Here is a 19,215-nt window from a genome sequence, read left to right on the forward strand (position 1 = left end):
TGATAGAATTTCATTTAGGCTCTCTACAAATGATAAGTAAGCCGAGTTGTTTTGGTGTGCCATAACAAAAGATTTTGGGGTTTATTAAAATATTTAAATAACAACTACAGTTATATGTAATCTAATTCTACTAATTCATTTAGACTTAAAATTTCGTTTAAATCGTGTAAGAAGTTAAGGTATTCTTCTCCGTAAGTATCGTATAACATAATAAGTAGGTTATTTGGGTTTCTAATCTGGTTTAAAACTACTGAAACACTTTTGTTGTTACAATAAAATGTGGTGAACTTATTATTTTTTGTTGTGAAAACATGCCTTTAATATTATCACCAATTAAAAATTAAAAGAATTACAATTCTTCTTCAGCTAATCTTAATAACTCTTCATCTAACTGTTGTTCTACCAAAGGAAATTCGTTTATAAAACAATTGTAAAGAAAGTTTAAATGTTTTACATCTACATCGTCTTTAATTGCATTTTCCATTTGCAAAACACTTTCAAATAAAGCATCGGTTTTCATCATTTTTAAACCTGCTTTTATTTTGTGTGTAGCAAATTTTAAAGCCTCATAATCTTCATTTTTTATATGTACTATTGCTTTACCTATAAATTCTAAGGCATTATTTTTAAACAGCTTAACTAACTCCTGAAGCATACTTAAATCTCCCATACACTCATTTAAAACTGGTGTTAGGTTTAATTTACGTGTTTCTCCGTGATCATTAATATGATTACTTGTTAATGTTTCCATGCTTGCATTTTTTTGTAATTGCTCCAATAAAGTATTTAGTAACTCTTCAGAGGTGTAGGGTTTTAATAAAAAATTAGTAAAATTTGAGGTGTTGAATTCTGTACTTTTTTGTATTTCTTCATCTGCAGTAACAGCAATTATTGGGGTATTGCTAATTCTTACATTGTGGTGTGTTCTAATTATTTCTGCTATTTCATCGCCATTTTTTTCTGGCATTCTCATATCCATTAAAATTATGTCTATGATGTTGTTTTCTAAAACTTCTAATCCGTCTTTATAATTGTCGGTAACAAAAGATGTACACTGCCATTTGTCTAACTTAAATTCTAGTAACTTTTGGTTTAGTTTGTTATCTTCAAAAACCAAAACATTAATACCACTAATATTAGCAACATTAAATGCTGTAACTGGTTTTAGAGGTTTTTTAAATGGTATTGTAAAAGTAAAAGTTGTACCAACAGACTCTCTGTTAGATACATAAATGGATCCGTTAAGAGATTCTACTAACTCTTTGGCAACATTTAAGCCTAAACCAAGTTTAGATTTATCTTGACTATAAATATCAAAAATTTGTGAAACTTTATCGTCAGAAATACTACCATTTGTATCGTTTACATTAAACTCTACAATTACATTATCTGTATAATTTTCTTTAACTGCTGCAGTAACTAAAATTTGACCTTTAGCAGTAGTTTGTATGCTGTTGCCTACAATATTTAGTAATATATGAGATAATTTAGACGGATCGCCTATTAACTTTTCTGGTATATATTTATCTATTTCTTTATTTAAGATAAGCTCATTATTGGTAATTAATGTATTACATAAAAACAATACATCATTAACTACATTTTTAAACTTAATAGGAATGCTTAAATTACTATCTGTAGTGTTAGTTGTAAAACCAATTAAATCCTCAGAAACACTTAATATAGTATTAGATGTAGCCTGTATCTCCTTCACTATTTTTTCTTGTTCCATAGTTAAGTTGCTTTTTAATAGTTTTTCTGTATTGTTTAATATACTATGTAACGGTTTCTTAATTTCGCTATTAGCCTCAGTAATTAATTTGCCTTGTAATGTATTTTGTGAAGATGAGGAAGTTGCTTGTGCATTACTCCTATTAACAAGTAGTTTTTTAAAATTATTTAAAACACCCCTAAGCGCGTCTGCTTGTTTAACAGACAACTCGTTAAAAGAAAAACTGTCTAATTTTTCTTGTAAACTTGATAATGAAGTATGTAAGTCTTTCAATTTCAATTTAGGGAAATTTACGTTGTTAAATCTTAAATTAATTTTATTACAATGTAAATCTCAATATTTAACAGTGTACTACCAATTAAATGTTATATAGGTATCTTTTTTTGTTGTGAAACTCCCTTATTTGTAAGTTATTAGTTTTTAAAAGTTGTTATTAGCCGTTTTTATTGACCTTTTACCCTATTTAAGCTTAATTTTTAAACTAAAAAGTTAGGTGTTTATTTAGGTTGATATAAAAAAAGCCTTAGCTATAAACTAAGGCTTTTATAAATTTTAAATGTGTAGTCTTATTTTGCTAGTCTATCTCTAACATATTCAATTTTTGTTTTCCCGTGAGGTTTTGGTTTTCCGTTTTCATCTAAATTTACCATAATAATATTGTCTACTGTCAATATTGTTTCTCTAGTCATTTTATTACGTACCTCGCAATTTAATGTTAATGATGAAACACCAAACTTTATAACTTCTATTCCTATTTCTACAATGTCTCCCTCTTTAGCAGAGCTCATAAAATTAATTTCAGACATGTATTTGGTAACCACTTTTTTGTTTTCTAATTGTATAATTGTATACAAAGCAGCTTCTTCATCTACCCACGCCAATACTTTACCTCCAAAAAGTGTTTTGTTAGCATTTAAATCTCCTGGTTTAACCCATTTTCTACTGTGAAATCTCATAATATTACGATTTAGATTACAAAATTAGGTATTAAAATAAGGTTAGACTATTATCTAACAAAGTTTTAGGAATTTTTAAATTAGAGTCAACTTTTTTGTTTAAACTGTTAATAAAACTAGCTGATAACAGAGGGGATTCTAATTCCATATTTTGATGCACAAAAAAATGACAATTTTTAAGCCCCTTTTCTTTCCAGCTTTCTAATTTAGATGCCCACTCCTCTAACCTATCATAATCACTCTTATGGTTAGCACCAACAAAACGTATAAAAGCTTCGTTGTTTGTTAGTCTCATATGCAACAAATCTCTTCTTCCTGCAGTATCTACAATTACATTTGCTATATTATTTTCTTGTAACAAATAATACAATTCTTGTGCTACAGTTGTATTTGCAAACCAATTTGGGTTCCTAAATTCTATAGCTAATTTAAATTCTTTGGGCCAATATTTTACAAACTGCACTACTTTATCCCATTCAGTAATATCAAAATTTGTGTGTAATTGTAAAAATATTGTTCCTAGTTTTTCTTTTAAGGTTGATGTAGCTTCCAAATACCTATCTAAAATAGGGTAAGCATTAGCGTTTAACCTATTAATATGACTAATTTCTTTGGTTATTTTAGGATAAAACTTAAAGTTGCTAGGTGTTTTATTGTACCATTTTTGGTACTGTTCTTTTGGAAAAAACCTGTAAAAAGTAGCATTCAATTCTATAGAATTAAATTGTGATGCATAATATTTTAATTCGTCTTTTGTTCCCCTAGGATAAAAGTTTTTTAAATCTTGTTTATTCCATTTTGCACAACCAACTGAAACATTAAAATTACCGCTATCAGAAAACTTTTTTAATACTGCAGCAGTATCTATATGATCTTTAGGTAGTTTAAAATCTATTATTTCAGGATTGGTTACTTTTCCAAATTTCATTTTTAATACCTTTTTGTTAAATGTTCATAACCCAGTTAAAAACTATATTTAAGTAATAATTATTTAATTAGATGTTGTTGTATCTTTAGTAAAACGCTAGTTATGAACCAAAGATCTACAGATCTCTTGCGTATTAGGCCAGAGATTAAAGCTACTAAAATAGTAGCAGGAATTAGTAATGACGAACTTTTTCAGAACAAAACAATTAGACCTATTCTTAAATTGCAAAACGATTTAATTCTGGTTGTTTTTAAAAACTACATTAAAAAACACAAAAACAAATTTTACAACCTTACTTTAGAAAAAAGACTAGAGTATATTGAAAATGCAATACAAAGAGACATTAAATTTAGAAATGCTCTTAAAGGCATAATTATAGGTCAGTTTACTGTAGAGGAATATGAAACCTATACACTAAATTCATCTGCACTTAATAAAAGAATGATGTCTATGGCTATTACAAGGCTTAAAGACCAATTACAGTACTTTGATGAGCCCGTTTTAGTCTAAAATAGACTCTCCATTTAAATTAGTTGTTAATACATCGCTCATTAAATCAAAAAATGGCCTTATTGTAGCAAACGATTGATTTACTGTATCTAAAAAATTAGAAGACAATACTTCTTTATCTGTAAATTCTTTGGTAAAGATGTATTGTTTTTTACGTATTAAGTCAATATCATTGTGCTCAACATCAAAACCTTTGGGAGCTCTTTTTAATTCATCACCAGCTAATTCTCCCCATACAGCTTTAAATTTTTTAGAACCTATTGCCTCTCTAAATTCAGATGCATCAAGCTCTAACTCTTTTCTTATTCTAAATAAATCTTCTTTATTAGGAGCCCAAAAACCAGTAGCAATAAAACTATTACCTGGTTCTATATGTACATAATAACCACCTCTTAAACGTGCTCCTGCCCTAGTAAAAGAACCCGCTAAATGTACTTTATATGGGGTTTTGTTTTTAGAAAAACGTACATCTCTATAAATTCTAAAAACTTTAGATTTTTCAATATCATCATGTTCATTAAGTTTTTCTTCTAATAAAGTAATAAACCCTTTAAAGGCATTTTCTTCAATCTTAAATTCTTCTTTATGCTCTAAAAACCACTCTCTTGTATTGTTTTCTTTAAGCTTATTTAAAAAACTAAAGGTATTTTTAGAGATTACATCATTTTTCATAAAAATCTTACTAATCTATTATTTATGCTAAAGTTAACTGTTTTTAAAAGTTTATTTATCTAAATAATGGTTAATTTTGATAGTTGAATACATTACATATGACACTAAAATCTGTAATTAAAGAGATAGAGTTGCATAAAAAGCAACCCAATTTAAACTTTAGTTTAAAAGAAAAAACAGAAGTTTTTACCCAAAAGCTTTTTTATACTTTGTTTGATACACAAACACCTGTTGCTAAAAATTTAGAAGAGTTAGAGCTGCAGTTTGATGAACTTGTGAATCTTGCCTGCTGGAAATTAGAAAAGCCTTGTAAAAAGATTTGGGATAAATACGTGGTTACCTTACCTCGCATATTAGAAAAGCTTAATTTAGATGCAGAGGCTATTGTAAACTGTGATCCTGCTTCACTATCTATAGAAGAAGTGTATATGGCATATCCTGGATTTTACGCTATAGCTATTTACAGGTTAGCTCATGAGTTACACGCTATTGGTTTTCCTTTAGTACCGCGTTTAATGACCGAGTATGCACATAGGCTTACTGGTGTAGATATTAACCCAGGAGCTAAAATTGGAAATTCATTTTTTATAGACCATGCTACTGGTGTTGTTATAGGAGAAACAGCAGTTATAGAAAACCACGTAAAAATATACCAAGGTGTTACTCTAGGCGCTTTATTTGTTGCTAAAAACTTAAAGCAAACCAAAAGGCACCCTACCATTAAAAATAATGTTACAATTTATGCAAATGCCACTATTTTAGGTGGTGACACTATTATAGGAGAAAATACTATAATTGGTGGTAATGCATGGGTTACTAGCTCTATACCTGCAAACTCTAAAGTTTTTCATAAAACAGAAATTAAAATTAAAACTACACAAAATGTCTAATACTATTCTAGATTTAATAGGTAATACGCCCTTAGTTGAGTCTAAAGTTTTAAATACAAACCCTAACGTTAGACTTTTTTTTAAGTTAGAAGGAAATAACCCTGGAGGAAGTGTTAAAGACAGAGCTGCTTATAATATGATTAAGAGCGCTTTAGATAGAGGTGATATTGATAAAAACACTAAACTTGTTGAAGCTACAAGTGGTAATACAGGTATTGCGTTAGCTATGATTGCTGGTATTTTTAAATTAGATATAGAAATTGTTTTATCTGAAGGATCTACCAAAGAGCGTATACAAACAATGCGTGCTTATGGTGCTAAAGTAACTTTAACACCTGCAAAAACCGGAATTTTAGGTGCTAGAGATTATGCAGATGAGCAAGTGAAAAAAGGCGCTGTAATGCTTAATCAGTTTGGAAATAACGACAATTGGAAAGCTCATTACAAATCTACCGGACCAGAAATTTGGAGAGATACTAATAAAGAAATAACACACTTTGTATCATCTATGGGTACAACGGGCACTATAATGGGAACATCTACCTATTTAAAAGAACAAAACAGCAACATACAAATTGTTGGCGTACAACCAAAAGAAGGTGCAAAAATTCCAGGAATACGTAAATGGCCGCAAGAATATTTACCAAAAATATTTGATGCTTCTAAAGTAGATCAAATTATAGATGTTAGCCAAGAAGAAGCAGAACAAACTACACTTTTATTAGCTAAAAAAGAAGGTATTTTTGCTGGTGTTAGTAGTGGTGGCGCTGCTTTTGCTGCTGCAAAACTGGCTAGTACATTAGATAGTGGCACTATTGTGTCTATAGTATGTGATAGAGGTGACAGGTATTTGTCATCTGGCTTATTTGGATAAAATACTTTAAAGATGATGTTTACCTTAATTTAAACATCATCTTTAAAATCTAAACTATGCAACATTAATCCAGATCCTGGAGCAACAAAAACAAACTTAGTTGTACTATTGGGCTTTAAAGCCTCTTCAATATCAGAAAGAGTAACTTCTCCTTTTCCGAGCTGAATTAAAGCTCCCATAAGCATACGTACTTGGTACCGCATAAAACCTTCTCCTTTTATATGAAAAGCATAAGATTTTTTAGGAAAAAAATTTGCTTTTAAAATGGTGTTCTCTTTTATTTCTGCTGAATTTACTTTACGTATAAATTTTCCGTTTTCTTTAGGCTTTGCAGTAAAGCTTTTAAAATTATGTGTGCCAACAAATAAGCTTGTTGCTTTTTTCATTAAATCTAAATCTAAGTTGTCTTGTATATTTGCCATAAAAGGCGCGGTATACGGATGATTTTTTTCTCCAAATGAAAACAAATACACATATTCCTTTTCTTTGCTGTGCTGTATTATATTAAACTTTTCTTTTACGTGCTTTACACTAACAATTCTAATATCTGACGGTAGATTTTTATTAAAGTCCTTTAAAAAAAAATCTAAATCTTGTAACGGTTCACCATCTAAAAAAAGCTCAAAAGCAGCATCTAAAGCAGACACTTTTGCATCTGTACGGCCTGCTCCTAAAATTTTATATTGACGTTCTGGTAGTATAAATTTTAGTGTTTTAGCAAGCATACCTTCAATAGTTTTATAGCCTGGTTGCTTTTGCCATCCACTAAATCTGTAGCCTAAAAATTGTAGTCTTATTAAATAGTACTGTTTCTTTTTTTTCACATCAGCAAAAGTATGCATAAACTAAACATTAGAAAATAACTTTTTTTTTGTATTTTACAATTAATTAACAAAACAACCAACCAAAATGACTAACGCATCAACCACAAGTAAAATCCCTACTTGGTTTTATATTATAGCTGTAGTGGCTTTAATTTGGAACTGTATGGGAGTAGTAGCATATTTAGCAGAAGCTTTTATGTCTGATGAAATTTTTTCTTCCCTTACCAAAGAAGTACAAGAGTTATACAACAAAAGACCTTCATGGGTAACAGGGGCATACGCAATAGCCGTTTTTGGCGGTGTATTAGCAAGTATGCTTTTGTTATTGCGTAAAAAACTGGCTAAAACAGTATTTTTAATTTCTTTAGCTGGTGTAATTGCTCAAAATGTTTACACTTTTGTTATTAGTGATGCTCTTAATGTACTTGGCACCTCCTCTATTTATTTTCCTATAGTGATTGTAGTAATTGCAGTTTTATTGTTTTTATTTTCAAATTACGCAACAAAAAAAGGTTGGCTCGCTTAGTTTTTAAATGGTTTTTGTATTTGTACAGTTGCACATAATCTATACAAGAATACCGTTTATCTATGCTAATACAGTTACCCTTATATTTTTGTTTTTAACCGATTTTATTAAACTTAATTTAACATATGGTATAATTTTGTGTTAAATTAAACATAGAGCCCCCCAGCTTTTTATACTCTATTTATTATTATATGAAAATACCGTCTATAAAAATTTCTTGGAAGTTTTCTGTCTTGTTATCTGTACTTTTATTACTAATTGTATCTTTTTCTAATTTTTACGGGTTATTAACAGACAAGTTTCATTTTAACAAAGCAAGTAGTTATTTCTTTATTCTTTTAGCTACAGTACATATTATTTATTTGTATGCTTTTTGGTTTAAACTCACAGAAAACGAGTACCCAGACAAAGAAATGAGAAACTTAGAATATGGGTTTTATGCCATATTTGCTTATTATGTATACAAAATGGTAGATATAGCTAGCATTGTTTTTGGATACAGTTCATATAACGATCTTATTTTACCAGATCACTTTTTACCTGTAGGAATAGTTATTGTACTTGCTTATTTAGGCTTATGTTTAATTACATTACAAATATTTTCTATTCGTAAAAATAAAATTGGCAACTATAGTACAGATTGTTATGAAGAGGAAGATTTAGATACTTGGCCTTAAAAAAACTAAGACAAAACCAATATACAAACATATATAAAATAGCCTCTAGATTTTCTAGAGGCTATTTTTATTGACTAAAACAAATTATCTCTTAACCCAACCTGTTGGAAAAGAGTCGCTGTTTAAACTTAAAGCATGTGTTGTTGGTGCAGTTTCTTGTCCTGACGTGCCTACTAATGGTTTTAGTAAAAATGGAGCCGGACTATTATCTGGAGATGGTTCTACAGAAATAACAACCGTTTTACCTCTAACATCTAAAGGAAAAGTAAAGCCTGTAGGTGCATTGTTAAAGAAATCTTCACCAGGAATTGGAGGTCCAGGATTAGCTCCACTAAAAGGATTACCAGAATCTTCTGCTTGCGCTGTAGGATCCATAAATGTACCAGTTGTAATTGGTCCATCTTCACCTACTACCCAACCTTCATAAACCCAACCATCTGGTAAAATTGGTAATTCTAAGCCAGTTGCTGGTGGTGCGCCTGGTATACCAAACCAAATTCCATATTGGTCATTACCATTATTCATTCCATCATCTTCATCAGTAGGTGTTCTTAAAAAGAATTCTCCGCTTGCACCTGTAAAATCGCCTACTAAATCTGTAATGCTAACAGTTGCTGTTTCTGCTGCAAATGCCCCAGAAAGTAACTTTGTAGTAGCAGGTGCAGGATCATTATCTACAGCAGGTTCTATAGATAAAACATAAGCTGTTGCTTGGTCTAGTGTTTCAGCATCTACACTAAAAGATGTTTTAGAAGGGTTTCCGTTACCATCTACAGTAAATACACCTGTAGATACCGGAGCTCCATTTACTATTATCCAACCTTCATAAACATAATCAGCACCAAGGTCTTCTAAACCTTCAATACCCATAGTTAAGTTTTTTGTTTGTGGTTCATTTGTGTCATCATCCTTATCACAACTAACTACTAAAGCAGTTGCCATAAATAATAAAAGTAATTTTTTCATTTTTAGAGTTTTTAAGATTATGACACAAATTAACGGGTTGTTTTTAACGATGAAATCACAGAAAAGTAAACTTTACATCCAATTTTGTAAGGTATTTGTGATAACTTCTACATTTTATTAAGATAAAAGCTGTAAAAACCTTAATTTCATTGGCAGCTTAATCTTTTTGGCTTTGTGATAGCTTTGTGATATATATTAACTTCTTTGCAACCATATTATGAAACAGATACTTATTATTGAAGACGATCCAGAAATTATTCAATTACTGGAAATACATTTAACAGATATGGTGTATACCACAACTAAAGCTATGGATGGTGAAACCGGCCTAAATTTAGCTTTAGAAAACGATTATGATCTTATTTTGCTTGATCTAACTTTACCTATTATGGATGGTATTGAGGTTTGTAAAAAACTAAGAATCAAAAAAAATACTCCTGTTATAATGCTTACTGCCAAGTCTGAAGAAATTGACCGCGTGTTAGGTTTAGAAATTGGTGCAGACGATTATTTAACAAAACCTTTTAGCATTAGAGAATTGCTTGCACGTATAAAAGCTGTTTTACGTAGGTCTGATGCTCCCAAGGTTGAAGAAAACAATTCTACTACCTTAAATTTTGAAGGACTTTTTATAGATATTGATAAGCGTAAAGTACTACATAACAAACAAAAAATAGATTTATCTCCTAAAGAGTTTGAATTGTTGGTTTTAATGGCATCTAACCCAGGTAGAAATTACTCTAGAACAGAGCTCTTAAATATTATTTGGGGGTATAATTTTGAAGGCTATGAGCATACTGTAAACTCTCATATTAATAGGTTACGTGCAAAAATAGAATCTAATATGGCACAACCAATGTACATACTTACCACTTGGGGAGTTGGCTATAAATTTAATGAAGAAATATAATTATGGGAGCATCAAAAAAAGTTTTAGGCACCAAGCTTATTAAAAAATTATGGCTAGCTTTTATTTTTATTATTTTATTGATGGGAGCTTGTTACGTACTAATAACAGGTTACTTTGCTAATAAATATAATGAAGCTACTATACAAAAAGTAAATGCTAAAGTAGCAAACCACTTAATTGAAGAAAAGTTTCAAAATGCATCTCCTTTTTTAGAAGATGGTAGCGTAAATAAGCCATTGTTTGGAGACTTAATGCATGATATGATGGCGGTTAACCGCAGCATAGAAGTGTATTTACTAGACAGTGCAGGTTCTGTACTTTATTCTGTTGTTTTAAAACATGATGCCAACGAACCTATAAAACACGTTTCCCTTGCCCCAATAAAAGAGTTTATTAAAACAGACGGTCAAAAGTATATTTTAGGTGACGACCCAAGAAATACTGAAGAGAAAAAAATATTTTCTGCTGCTCCTTACAAGAGCGGAGATAAAGAGGGATACATTTATATTATTCTTGCTGGTCAAGAGTTTCAAGCCATAAGTAATAGCTTATTATCTCAGTACTTTATGAAGTTAGGTATTGGCGCTACTCTACTAACTATGCTTTTTGCTGCATTATTAGGACTATTAAGTATTTGGTTTTTAACTAAAAACTTACGTGTAATGATTAGTACTGTAAATAAATTTCAGGAAGGAGACCGTACTGCCCGTATCAAAAATCCAGAAAAATCTGATATTGAAGTCTTTGCCAATTCTTTTAATGATATGGCAGATACTATTGTTAGTAATATTGATAAAATACAATCTGTAGATACATTGCGTAGAGAGTTAATTGCTAATGTATCTCATGATTTAAGAACGCCACTTGCTATTTTAAAAGGATATGTAGAAACACTACAAATAAAAAAAGATACACTTACAGAGGTTCAAAAAGATGAGTACTTACAAATTACTCATAATAATATAGATCGTTTATCAAACTTAATAAATCAATTGTTTGAGTATTCTAAACTAGAGTCAGAACAGGTTACTCCTGTAAAAGAACCTTTTTCTATAACAGAACTATCTTATGATTTAATTGAGAAATTTAAAGTAATCGCAGAAAAAAAACAAATTACACTTCAAATGGATGCTTCTAATGAAAATAACTTTGTGTATGCAGATGTTAGTATGGTAGAACGCGCATTGCAAAATTTATTAGAAAATGCTATTAAGTACACAGAACCAAACGGAAAAGTAACACTAGCTATTAAAAAACAAGCTAAAAAAGTAGAAATTAATATTACAGATACTGGTGCCGGAATACCAATTAATGAGCAACCATATATTTTTGACAGATACAAGCAGCTAGATAAGTCTGAAAAGAAAAGAGGTGCTGGCTTAGGTTTAGCCATAGTTAAGAAAATAATGGAAATGCATGACACCACTATTACTGTACTTAGCAAACCTAAAGAAGGCAGCACCTTTAGTTTTACATTACCTGTGCACTAATGTCTATTTTTTAGTACGGTAACAATATCATTTAATTTAAAGCCTTTTGCTTGTAGTAAAATTAAGTAATGAAATAGTAGATCTGCACTTTCTTCTTTAAATAAGTGGTCATCACTATCTTTTGCTTCAATAACTACTTCTACGGCTTCTTCCCCAACTTTTTGGGCAACTTTGTTAATTCCTTTTCTATAAAGAGATGCTACATAGCTGTCTTTATTTTCTGGGTTTTCTTTACGGTCTGTAATAATATCTTCTAGCGCTGTTAAAAAGCCATAATTGGTTGTGTTTTCTTCTTTCCAACACGTATCTGTACCAGTGTGGCAGGTTGGCCCTACAGGGTTTACAGTAACTAATAAAGAGTCATTATCACAATCTACTTTCATATCAACTAAATTTAAAAAGTTTCCACTTTCTTCTCCTTTAGTCCATAAACGGTTTTTACTTCTACTATAAAACGTTACCTTTTTTGTTTGGTTAGTTTTATCTACCGCTTCTTGGTTCATATAACCAAGCATTAAAACTGTTTTAGTAGCAGCGTCTTGTACTATTGCAGGTACTAAACCATCTGTACTTTTTGTAAAATCTATTGTCATTTTATATAATATTATAATCTAACTGGTATGCCGTTAGTTTTTAATTCTTCTTTTAATTCTTTTATTTCTATTTCTTTAAAATGAAAAACACTTGCTGCCAATGCTGCATCTGCTTTACCATCTTTAAAAGTATCTGTAAAATGCTGAATAGAACCTGCACCACCTGAAGCTATAATTGGAATATTTAGCTCGGTTGATAATTTAGCTAATGCTTCATTAGCAAAACCATCTTTAGTACCGTCATTGTCCATAGACGTAAACAAAATTTCTCCTGCTCCTCTTTTTTCAACTTCTTTTGCCCAATCAAACAAGTTTAATTCCGTAGGTACTTTACCACCAACCAAATGAACAACCCAGTTGCCATCTATATTTTTAGCATCTATGGCAACAACCACACACTGCGATCCAAATTTGGCTGCTAAGTCGTTTATTAATTGTGGATTTTTAACTGCAGATGAATTTATAGATACTTTATCTGCACCATTTTGCAACAATATATCTACATCTTCAATTGATGAAATACCACCACCAACAGTAAACGGTATATTTACTTTTTCTGCAACGCGTAAAACTAGGTCTGCTAATGTTTTTCTACGCTCTTCTGTGGCAGATATATCTAAAAAAACAAGTTCGTCTGCTCCTGTTTTTGCATATATTTCCGCTAATTCTACTGGGTCACCAGCATCACGCAAATCCACAAAATTTATTCCTTTTACAGTGCGACCGTTTTTAATATCTAAACACGGAATTATTCTTTTTGTTAACATAATATTTATGGATCATAGAAAAGAGATAAAAAATAGACTTCTATTTTTCTGTACTCTCTATTCTAAATTCTTATTTATTTAATATAAATTCTTCTAACTGCTTCATAGAAATTCTGTTCTCATAAATAGCTTTTCCAATTATGGTACCTTCACAACCAATTTCGGCTAGTTTTGGCAGTTCATCATAAGTAGAAATTCCTCCACTAGCTATTAGTTTTAAACCTTTTTCTGATGATTGTAAAATTTTAGAATACAAATCAAAAGAAGGTCCTTCTAGCATACCATCTTTACTAATATCTGTACATATAACATAGCTTACACCTTGTTTTTGATATGCTTGTATAAATGGCACCAATTCTTCTTTAGACTCTTCTAACCAACCAGAAACAGCTACTTTTTCATCTTTAGCATCGGCTCCTAAAATAATTTTATTAGCACCAAATTTTTCAAGCCAAAAAGAAAATATCTCTCTATCCTTTACTGCAATACTACCACCAGTTATTTGGTTAGCACCACTTTCAAAGGCTATACGTAAATCATCGTCCGACTTTAATCCGCCACCAAAATCTATTTTTAGGTTTGTTTTAGAAGCTATTTGCTCTAAAATCTTATGGTTTACTATGTGTTTAGACTTTGCACCGTCTAAATCTACTAAATGTAAATACTCAATACCGTGAGCCTCAAACTCTTTAGCAACTTCTAAAGGGTTTTCGTTATATATTTTTTTAGTGTTGTAATCTCCTTTAGACAAGCGTACACATTTGCCATCTATAATATCTATTGCTGGTATTATTCTCATTTTTGTTTTTTTGTAAAAAAGTGTAAAGACTTAATTGCTTGTTAACTTTAGACTTAATTAAACTTCTACATTTCCAGAAAATTCATCAAAATCTGCTCTCCTACTTCACTACTTTTTTCTGGGTGAAATTGAGTTCCGTAAAAATTATTTTTTTGTAATGCCGCACTGTAATCTACATCATAATTGGATGTTGCAATGGTTTCGTTAGTAACTGGAGCATAAAAACTATGAACCATATAAATATGAGATTTCTCTTTTACTTTATTAAAAAGATTTGTTTTTAAGTTTGATATCTCATTCCATCCAATTTGTGGCACTTTTACCTTGTTTGAAAACTTTACAACATCAACATTAAAAATCTCCAAACCTTTTGTTTTTCCTTCTTCAGATGCATTACACATTAGCTGCATTCCTAAACAAATACCCAAAACAGGTTGTTTTAAAGTCGGAATTAAAGTATCTAAACCACTAGCACGTAACTTACTCATTGCACTACTAGCCTCACCTACACCAGGAAAAATAACTTTATCTGCAGCTAAAATATCGTCTACATTATCTGTTAAAACGGCTTCAAAACCTAGTCTTTTTATAGCAAATTTAATGCTCTGTATATTTCCTGCTCCGTAATTTATAATTACTATTTTCATTTTAAACTTTAAGTATTATCACTATTTACAGCATTCCCTTTGTACTAGGTAAAACCATTTTTTCTACATCTCTTTTTACCGCCATTTTTATAGCCTTTGCAAACGCTTTAAAAATAGCTTCAATTTTATGATGTTCGTTTATACCTTCTGCTTTTACATTAAGGTTAGCTTTTGCTCCGTCTGAAAACGATTTAAAAAAGTGCAAAAACATTTCTGTTGGCATATCACCAACCATTTCTCGTTTAAAATCGGCTTCCCAAACCAACCAGTTACGACCACCAAAATCAATTGCTACTTGCGCTAAACAGTCGTCCATTGGCAAACAAAAACCATAACGTTCTATTCCTAGTTTTGTACCTAAAGCCTTAGCAAATACTTCTCCTAAAGCAATAGCAGTATCTTCTATAGTGTGGTGCTCATCTACTTCTAAATCTCCATTTACCTTAATTTCTAAGTCCATTTGACCGTGACGTGCCAATTGGTCTAACATATGATCAAAGAAAGACAATCCTGTTTTTATGTCACTTTTTCCAGTGCCATCTAAATTTACATTTATGTAAATATCAGTTTCATTGGTTTTACGTGTAACTTCAGAAACTCTATCTTTTAGTTTTAAGAACTCGTATATTTTCTCCCAGTCATTGCTTTCTAAGGCTATAACATCGTCTAATTCTTCCCTTTTTACTGTAATTTCCCCGGTACCTAAATTGGTTTCATCATTAATAAAAATACCTTTAGAACCTAAATTTTTAGCTAACTCTATGTCTGTTAAACGATCACCAATAACAAAAGAGTTTGCTAAATCATATTCAGCAGAAAAATATTCGGTTAATAGGCCTGTCCCAGGTTTACGAGTATTTGCATTTTCGTGAGGAAAAGTTCGGTCTAAAAAAACCTTATCAAAAACTACACCTTCATTTTCAAAAGACTTTAAAATAAAGTTGTGTACTGGCCAAAATGTATCTTCAGGAAAAACATCTGTACCCAAGCCATCTTGGTTGGTTATCATTACCAACTCATAATCTAACTCTTTTGCTATTTTTCCTAAATATGTAAATGCTTTTGGATAAAAAATCATTTTTTCAAATGCATCTATTTGTTCGTCTACAGTTTCCTTTATTATGGTACCGTCTCTATCTATAAATAATACTTTTTTCATCTTTTATAGTTCGTTGTAATTCTTTTATAAAAAGAATTACAGTTAGTTATTAATTTGGTTTAGTGCGTTTATTAATTGCTTATTTTCCTTTGGTGTACCTACTGTAAAACGCAATGTATTTTCACATAAAGGCTGTGTAGTTCTATTACGTATTACTATTCCTTTTTCTAAAAGCTGATTGTATCTTTTTGTAGCATCGTCAACTTTAGCAAGAATAAAATTAGCGTCAGAAGCATATACTTTTTCGATAAAACTAACTTGAAGTAACACTTTAGATAAAGCTTCTTTTTCTAACATTATTTTAGATACTTCTTGTTTTACAGAATCTATATCTAAAACACGCTCTTTTGCTCGTTGTTGCGTTAATTCGTTTACATTATAAGGAGGTTTAATTTTATTTAAAACCGATATAATTTCTTCTGATGCAATACAAATTCCTAATCGTACACCTGCCAAACCATAAGCTTTAGATAAGGTTTGAGTAACAATTAAATTAGGATAATTACCTAGTTGAGTCACCCAACTCTCTTGTGGTGAAAAATCGATATAGGCTTCATCAACAACCACTAAACCATTAAACTCCTCTAACAACTGATGCATTTTTGCAGCTGTAAAACTATTGCCAGTTGGGTTGTTTGGCGAGCATAAAAACAAAATTTTACTATTGTTATTTGCTGTAGCTAAAATTTCATCTACATTAGGTTCAAAATTGGCTGTAAGTAACACCTCTTTATTCTCTATATTATTAATACCAGACAACACCTTGTACATACCATAAGTTGGCGGCAACGTTATAATGTTATCTTCTTTAGGTTCGCAAAAAGCTCTGTAGATTAAGTCTAAAACTTCATCACTACCATTGCCTAAAAGCAAATTTTCTGTTTTAACACCTTTTTGTTCTGCTAAAACAGATTTTAAACTACGCTGTTGCGGATCTGGATACCTGTTTACTCCGTTAGAAAACGGATTCTCATTGGCATCTAAAAAAACCATTTCAGTACCATCAGAAACATACTCATCTCTAGCAGAAGAATATGGACTAAGTCCTTTTACATTCTCTCTAGTTAATTTATCTAAGTTAAAATCTTTCATTATTTTAAACTCTTTAAACGTAATGTAACTGCATTTTTGTGTGCTTGTAAACCTTCTGCATCTGCCATTAACTCTATAGCTTCACCTATTTCTTTTATACCTTGTTCAGATATTTTTTGAAACGTAATACTCTTGGTAAAACTATCTAAATTAACACCACTGTATTGTTTTGCATAACCGTTTGTTGGTAAAGTATGGTTGGTTCCCGATGCATAATCACCTGCACTCTCTGGCGTATAATTGCCAATAAATACAGACCCAGCATTTTCAATTGTGTTTAATACATAATCCTCATTTTCTACACAAACTATAAAGTGCTCTGGAGCATATTCATTAATCAATTGCATAGCCGTTTCTAGCGTTTCTATGTATATAAGCTTACTATTTGCTATGGCCTGTGTTGCTATTTCTACACGTGGTAAAACTGCTAATTGCTTTTCTAACTCAGTTTCTACGTCAGAAATCATTTGTTTTGAAGTAGATACTAATATCACTTGACTATCTGTACCGTGTTCTGCCTGACTTAATAAGTCTGATGCTACAAATGCTGCATTAGCTGTATCATCTGCTAAAACTAACAATTCACTTGGTCCTGCTGGCATATCTATAGCTACACCATATTTGGTTGCTATTTGTTTAGCTACGGTAACAAATTGGTTGCCTGGACCAAATATTTTATAAACTTGTGGTATTGTTTGTGTACCAAACGTCATAGCTGCAATAGCTTGTATACCACCAACTTTATATATTTTAGTTACACCACATAAATTTGCTGCATACAAAATAGCGGGATTAATTTTGCCTTCTTTGTTTGGAGGAGAACACAATACAATTTCTTTACAACCTGCTATGTTTGCTGGTGTTGCCAACATTAGTATTGTAGAAAATAATGGTGCAGTACCACCAGGAATGTATAAACCAACTTTTTGAATTGGTCGTTTTTCTTGCCAACAATCTACTCCGTTTACTGTTTGTATACTTACCTTACTCGTCTCTTGTGCCTTATGAAAAGCTTCAATATTACTTTTTGCTAATTGTATTGCTTTTTTTAGTTCTTCTGATACTAATTTTTCTGCTTCAACCAATTCTTCAACACTGACAATAGTAGATTGCAAAGAAACACCATCAAACTTAGTAGTGTACTTATTTACAGCTTTATCACCATCAGTTCTAACCTCATTAAAAACAGAAACTACAGTACCTTCTATATCTGCAACAGTTTGTGTTGGTCTTTCTAAAACTTGCTTCCAATCTGCAACAGCTGGATTATCAATCTTATTCATTATAGTACCATTTTTTCAATTGGACAAACCAAAATACCTTCTGCGCCTTCTTTTTTTAACTCCTGAATTACTTCCCAGAATTTATCTTTATTTATTACAGTGTGCACAGAGCTCCAACCTTCTTCTGCCAATGGCAATACAGTAGGGCTTCGCATTCCTGGTAATAAAGATATAATAGTTTCTAGCTTTTCATTAGGAGCATTTAAAAGTACATATTTAGATTGTCTAGCTCTTAAAACAGATTCTATTCTAAACTCTAACTGACTTAAAATCTCTTTTCGCTCTTCAGATATTTTTGGAGAAACTGCTAAAACAGCTTCACTAGTTAACATTACTTCTACCTCTTTAAGGTTGTTTTTAAATAATGTACTACCACTAGATACAATATCACAAATACCGTCTGCCAAACCAATATTTGGTGCAATTTCTACAGAACCATTAATAATGTGTAAATCTGCTGTAACACCTTTAGATGCTAAATAATTTTTTACTGTATTTGGGTATGATGTTGCAATACGTTTACCCTGAAAATCTTGTACAGATGTATATTTAAAAGATTTAGGTACTGCTAACGATACTTTACACTTAGAAAATCCTAATCTTTCTGAAAATGTAATGTCTTCTCCTTTTTCTATTAACACATTTTCTCCTATTATAGCAATGTCTACTACTCCGTCTCTTAAATACTGAGGAATATCACCATTTCTTAGGTAAAAAACTTCCATTGGAAAATTTCTTGAAGATGCTTTTAGCTGATCTTTACCGTTGTCTATAGAGATACCACAGTCTTTTAAAATAGCTATGGAATCTTCATTTAAACGTCCGCTTTTCTGAATTGCAATTCTAATTTTAGTCATTCTTTTTTTAGTATGTGTTTAAGAAATCAAAATGGATAAAAACAAAAAACCCGCTTGATTTCT

The 19,215-nt window shown here is 31.0% G+C and carries 21 protein-coding genes; 7 read left to right on the forward strand and 14 right to left on the reverse strand.

Annotation, left to right across the window (positions count from 1 at the left end; genetic code table 11):
* Positions 1–349 precede the first annotated feature (349 nt).
* The 3 genes from CELLY_RS14765 to CELLY_RS14775 form a co-directional block, all read right to left on the reverse strand.
* Positions 350–2,011 (reverse strand): response regulator, encoded by a 1,662-nt coding sequence (locus CELLY_RS14765; protein ID WP_148228912.1) that lies wholly within the window; start codon positions 2,009–2,011, stop codon positions 350–352.
* 287 nt (positions 2,012–2,298) lie between these two features.
* Positions 2,299–2,688: an acyl-CoA thioesterase gene (locus tag CELLY_RS14770; RefSeq protein WP_013622500.1), complete on the reverse strand. Its 390-nt coding sequence runs from the start codon at positions 2,686–2,688 to the stop codon at positions 2,299–2,301.
* 31 nt (positions 2,689–2,719) lie between these two features.
* A complete protein-coding gene (locus tag CELLY_RS14775; protein ID WP_013622501.1) occupies positions 2,720–3,616 on the reverse strand; it encodes a DUF72 domain-containing protein in 897 nt (298 codons plus the stop codon).
* A 102-nt stretch (positions 3,617–3,718) separates the two neighbouring features.
* On the opposite strand from CELLY_RS14775, the gene CELLY_RS14780 reads away from it, so the two are divergent.
* Positions 3,719–4,126, forward strand: coding sequence for a hypothetical protein (locus CELLY_RS14780; protein WP_013622502.1), 408 nt, complete (start codon positions 3,719–3,721; stop codon positions 4,124–4,126).
* On the opposite strand, the gene CELLY_RS14785 is transcribed toward CELLY_RS14780, so the two are convergent.
* The gene (locus CELLY_RS14785) at positions 4,118–4,798 is read right to left on the reverse strand and encodes a DUF2461 domain-containing protein (RefSeq protein WP_013622503.1); all 681 of its coding nucleotides are present in this window, start codon (positions 4,796–4,798) and stop codon (positions 4,118–4,120) included. The two genes, CELLY_RS14780 and CELLY_RS14785, sit on opposite strands and share 9 nt — an antisense overlap.
* 98 nt (positions 4,799–4,896) lie before the next feature.
* On the opposite strand from CELLY_RS14785, the gene CELLY_RS14790 reads away from it, so the two are divergent.
* Together CELLY_RS14790 and cysM are read left to right on the forward strand one after the other, a co-directional pair.
* On the forward strand, positions 4,897–5,688 hold the full coding sequence (locus tag CELLY_RS14790) for a serine O-acetyltransferase (protein WP_013622504.1): 792 nt from the start codon (positions 4,897–4,899) through the stop codon (positions 5,686–5,688).
* Positions 5,681–6,562 (forward strand): cysteine synthase CysM, encoded by an 882-nt coding sequence (cysM, locus tag CELLY_RS14795; RefSeq protein WP_013622505.1) that lies wholly within the window; start codon positions 5,681–5,683, stop codon positions 6,560–6,562. Before CELLY_RS14790 ends, cysM begins: the two co-directional genes overlap by 8 nt.
* A 29-nt stretch (positions 6,563–6,591) precedes the next feature.
* On the opposite strand, the gene truA is transcribed toward cysM, so the two are convergent.
* The gene (truA, locus tag CELLY_RS14800) at positions 6,592–7,386 is read right to left on the reverse strand and encodes a tRNA pseudouridine(38-40) synthase TruA (RefSeq protein ID WP_038507595.1); all 795 of its coding nucleotides are present in this window, start codon (positions 7,384–7,386) and stop codon (positions 6,592–6,594) included.
* 85 nt (positions 7,387–7,471) lie between these two features.
* Between truA and CELLY_RS14805 the strand changes: the two genes are divergently transcribed.
* Complete coding sequence (locus tag CELLY_RS14805) at positions 7,472–7,912, forward strand: hypothetical protein (protein WP_013622507.1); 441 nt, start codon at positions 7,472–7,474, stop codon at positions 7,910–7,912.
* A 191-nt stretch (positions 7,913–8,103) separates the two neighbouring features.
* On the forward strand, positions 8,104–8,589 hold the full coding sequence (locus CELLY_RS14810) for a hypothetical protein (RefSeq protein ID WP_013622508.1): 486 nt from the start codon (positions 8,104–8,106) through the stop codon (positions 8,587–8,589).
* A gap of 84 nt (positions 8,590–8,673) precedes the next feature.
* Here CELLY_RS14810 and CELLY_RS14815 read toward each other — a convergent pair whose 3' ends face one another.
* Positions 8,674–9,555: an anti-sigma factor gene (locus tag CELLY_RS14815; protein WP_013622509.1), complete on the reverse strand. Its 882-nt coding sequence runs from the start codon at positions 9,553–9,555 to the stop codon at positions 8,674–8,676.
* 217 nt (positions 9,556–9,772) lie between these two features.
* On the opposite strand from CELLY_RS14815, the gene CELLY_RS14820 reads away from it, so the two are divergent.
* The gene (locus CELLY_RS14820) at positions 9,773–10,465 is read left to right on the forward strand and encodes a response regulator transcription factor (RefSeq protein WP_013622510.1); all 693 of its coding nucleotides are present in this window, start codon (positions 9,773–9,775) and stop codon (positions 10,463–10,465) included.
* A gap of 2 nt (positions 10,466–10,467) precedes the next feature.
* Positions 10,468–11,955: a sensor histidine kinase gene (locus CELLY_RS14825; RefSeq protein ID WP_013622511.1), complete on the forward strand. Its 1,488-nt coding sequence runs from the start codon at positions 10,468–10,470 to the stop codon at positions 11,953–11,955.
* On the opposite strand, the gene hisIE is transcribed toward CELLY_RS14825, so the two are convergent.
* The 8 genes from hisIE to hisG form a co-directional block, all read right to left on the reverse strand.
* On the reverse strand, positions 11,952–12,548 hold the full coding sequence (hisIE, locus tag CELLY_RS14830; protein ID WP_013622512.1) for a bifunctional phosphoribosyl-AMP cyclohydrolase/phosphoribosyl-ATP diphosphatase HisIE: 597 nt from the start codon (positions 12,546–12,548) through the stop codon (positions 11,952–11,954). The two genes, CELLY_RS14825 and hisIE, sit on opposite strands and share 4 nt — an antisense overlap.
* An 11-nt stretch (positions 12,549–12,559) precedes the next feature.
* Positions 12,560–13,315, reverse strand: coding sequence for an imidazole glycerol phosphate synthase subunit HisF (hisF, locus tag CELLY_RS14835; RefSeq protein ID WP_013622513.1), 756 nt, complete (start codon positions 13,313–13,315; stop codon positions 12,560–12,562).
* 70 nt (positions 13,316–13,385) lie between these two features.
* Positions 13,386–14,114, reverse strand: coding sequence for a 1-(5-phosphoribosyl)-5-[(5-phosphoribosylamino)methylideneamino]imidazole-4-carboxamide isomerase (gene hisA / locus CELLY_RS14840; RefSeq protein ID WP_013622514.1), 729 nt, complete (start codon positions 14,112–14,114; stop codon positions 13,386–13,388).
* Between the two features lie 65 nt (positions 14,115–14,179).
* Positions 14,180–14,761, reverse strand: a complete 582-nt coding sequence (gene hisH / locus CELLY_RS14845; RefSeq protein ID WP_013622515.1) for an imidazole glycerol phosphate synthase subunit HisH — start codon at positions 14,759–14,761, stop codon at positions 14,180–14,182.
* Between the two features lie 25 nt (positions 14,762–14,786).
* The gene (hisB, locus tag CELLY_RS14850) at positions 14,787–15,920 is read right to left on the reverse strand and encodes a bifunctional histidinol-phosphatase/imidazoleglycerol-phosphate dehydratase HisB (RefSeq protein WP_013622516.1); all 1,134 of its coding nucleotides are present in this window, start codon (positions 15,918–15,920) and stop codon (positions 14,787–14,789) included.
* 42 nt (positions 15,921–15,962) lie between these two features.
* On the reverse strand, positions 15,963–17,012 hold the full coding sequence (gene hisC / locus CELLY_RS14855; RefSeq protein WP_013622517.1) for a histidinol-phosphate transaminase: 1,050 nt from the start codon (positions 17,010–17,012) through the stop codon (positions 15,963–15,965).
* Positions 17,012–18,295, reverse strand: coding sequence for a histidinol dehydrogenase (hisD, locus tag CELLY_RS14860; RefSeq protein ID WP_013622518.1), 1,284 nt, complete (start codon positions 18,293–18,295; stop codon positions 17,012–17,014). Before hisD ends, hisC begins: the two co-directional genes overlap by 1 nt.
* A complete protein-coding gene (gene hisG / locus CELLY_RS14865; protein ID WP_013622519.1) occupies positions 18,295–19,152 on the reverse strand; it encodes an ATP phosphoribosyltransferase in 858 nt (285 codons plus the stop codon). The genes hisD and hisG overlap by 1 nt, the downstream gene beginning before the upstream one ends.
* Between the last annotated feature and the right edge of the window lie 63 nt (positions 19,153–19,215).

This window comes from Cellulophaga lytica DSM 7489 (genome assembly GCF_000190595.1).
Classification (GTDB): domain Bacteria; phylum Bacteroidota; class Bacteroidia; order Flavobacteriales; family Flavobacteriaceae; genus Cellulophaga; species Cellulophaga lytica.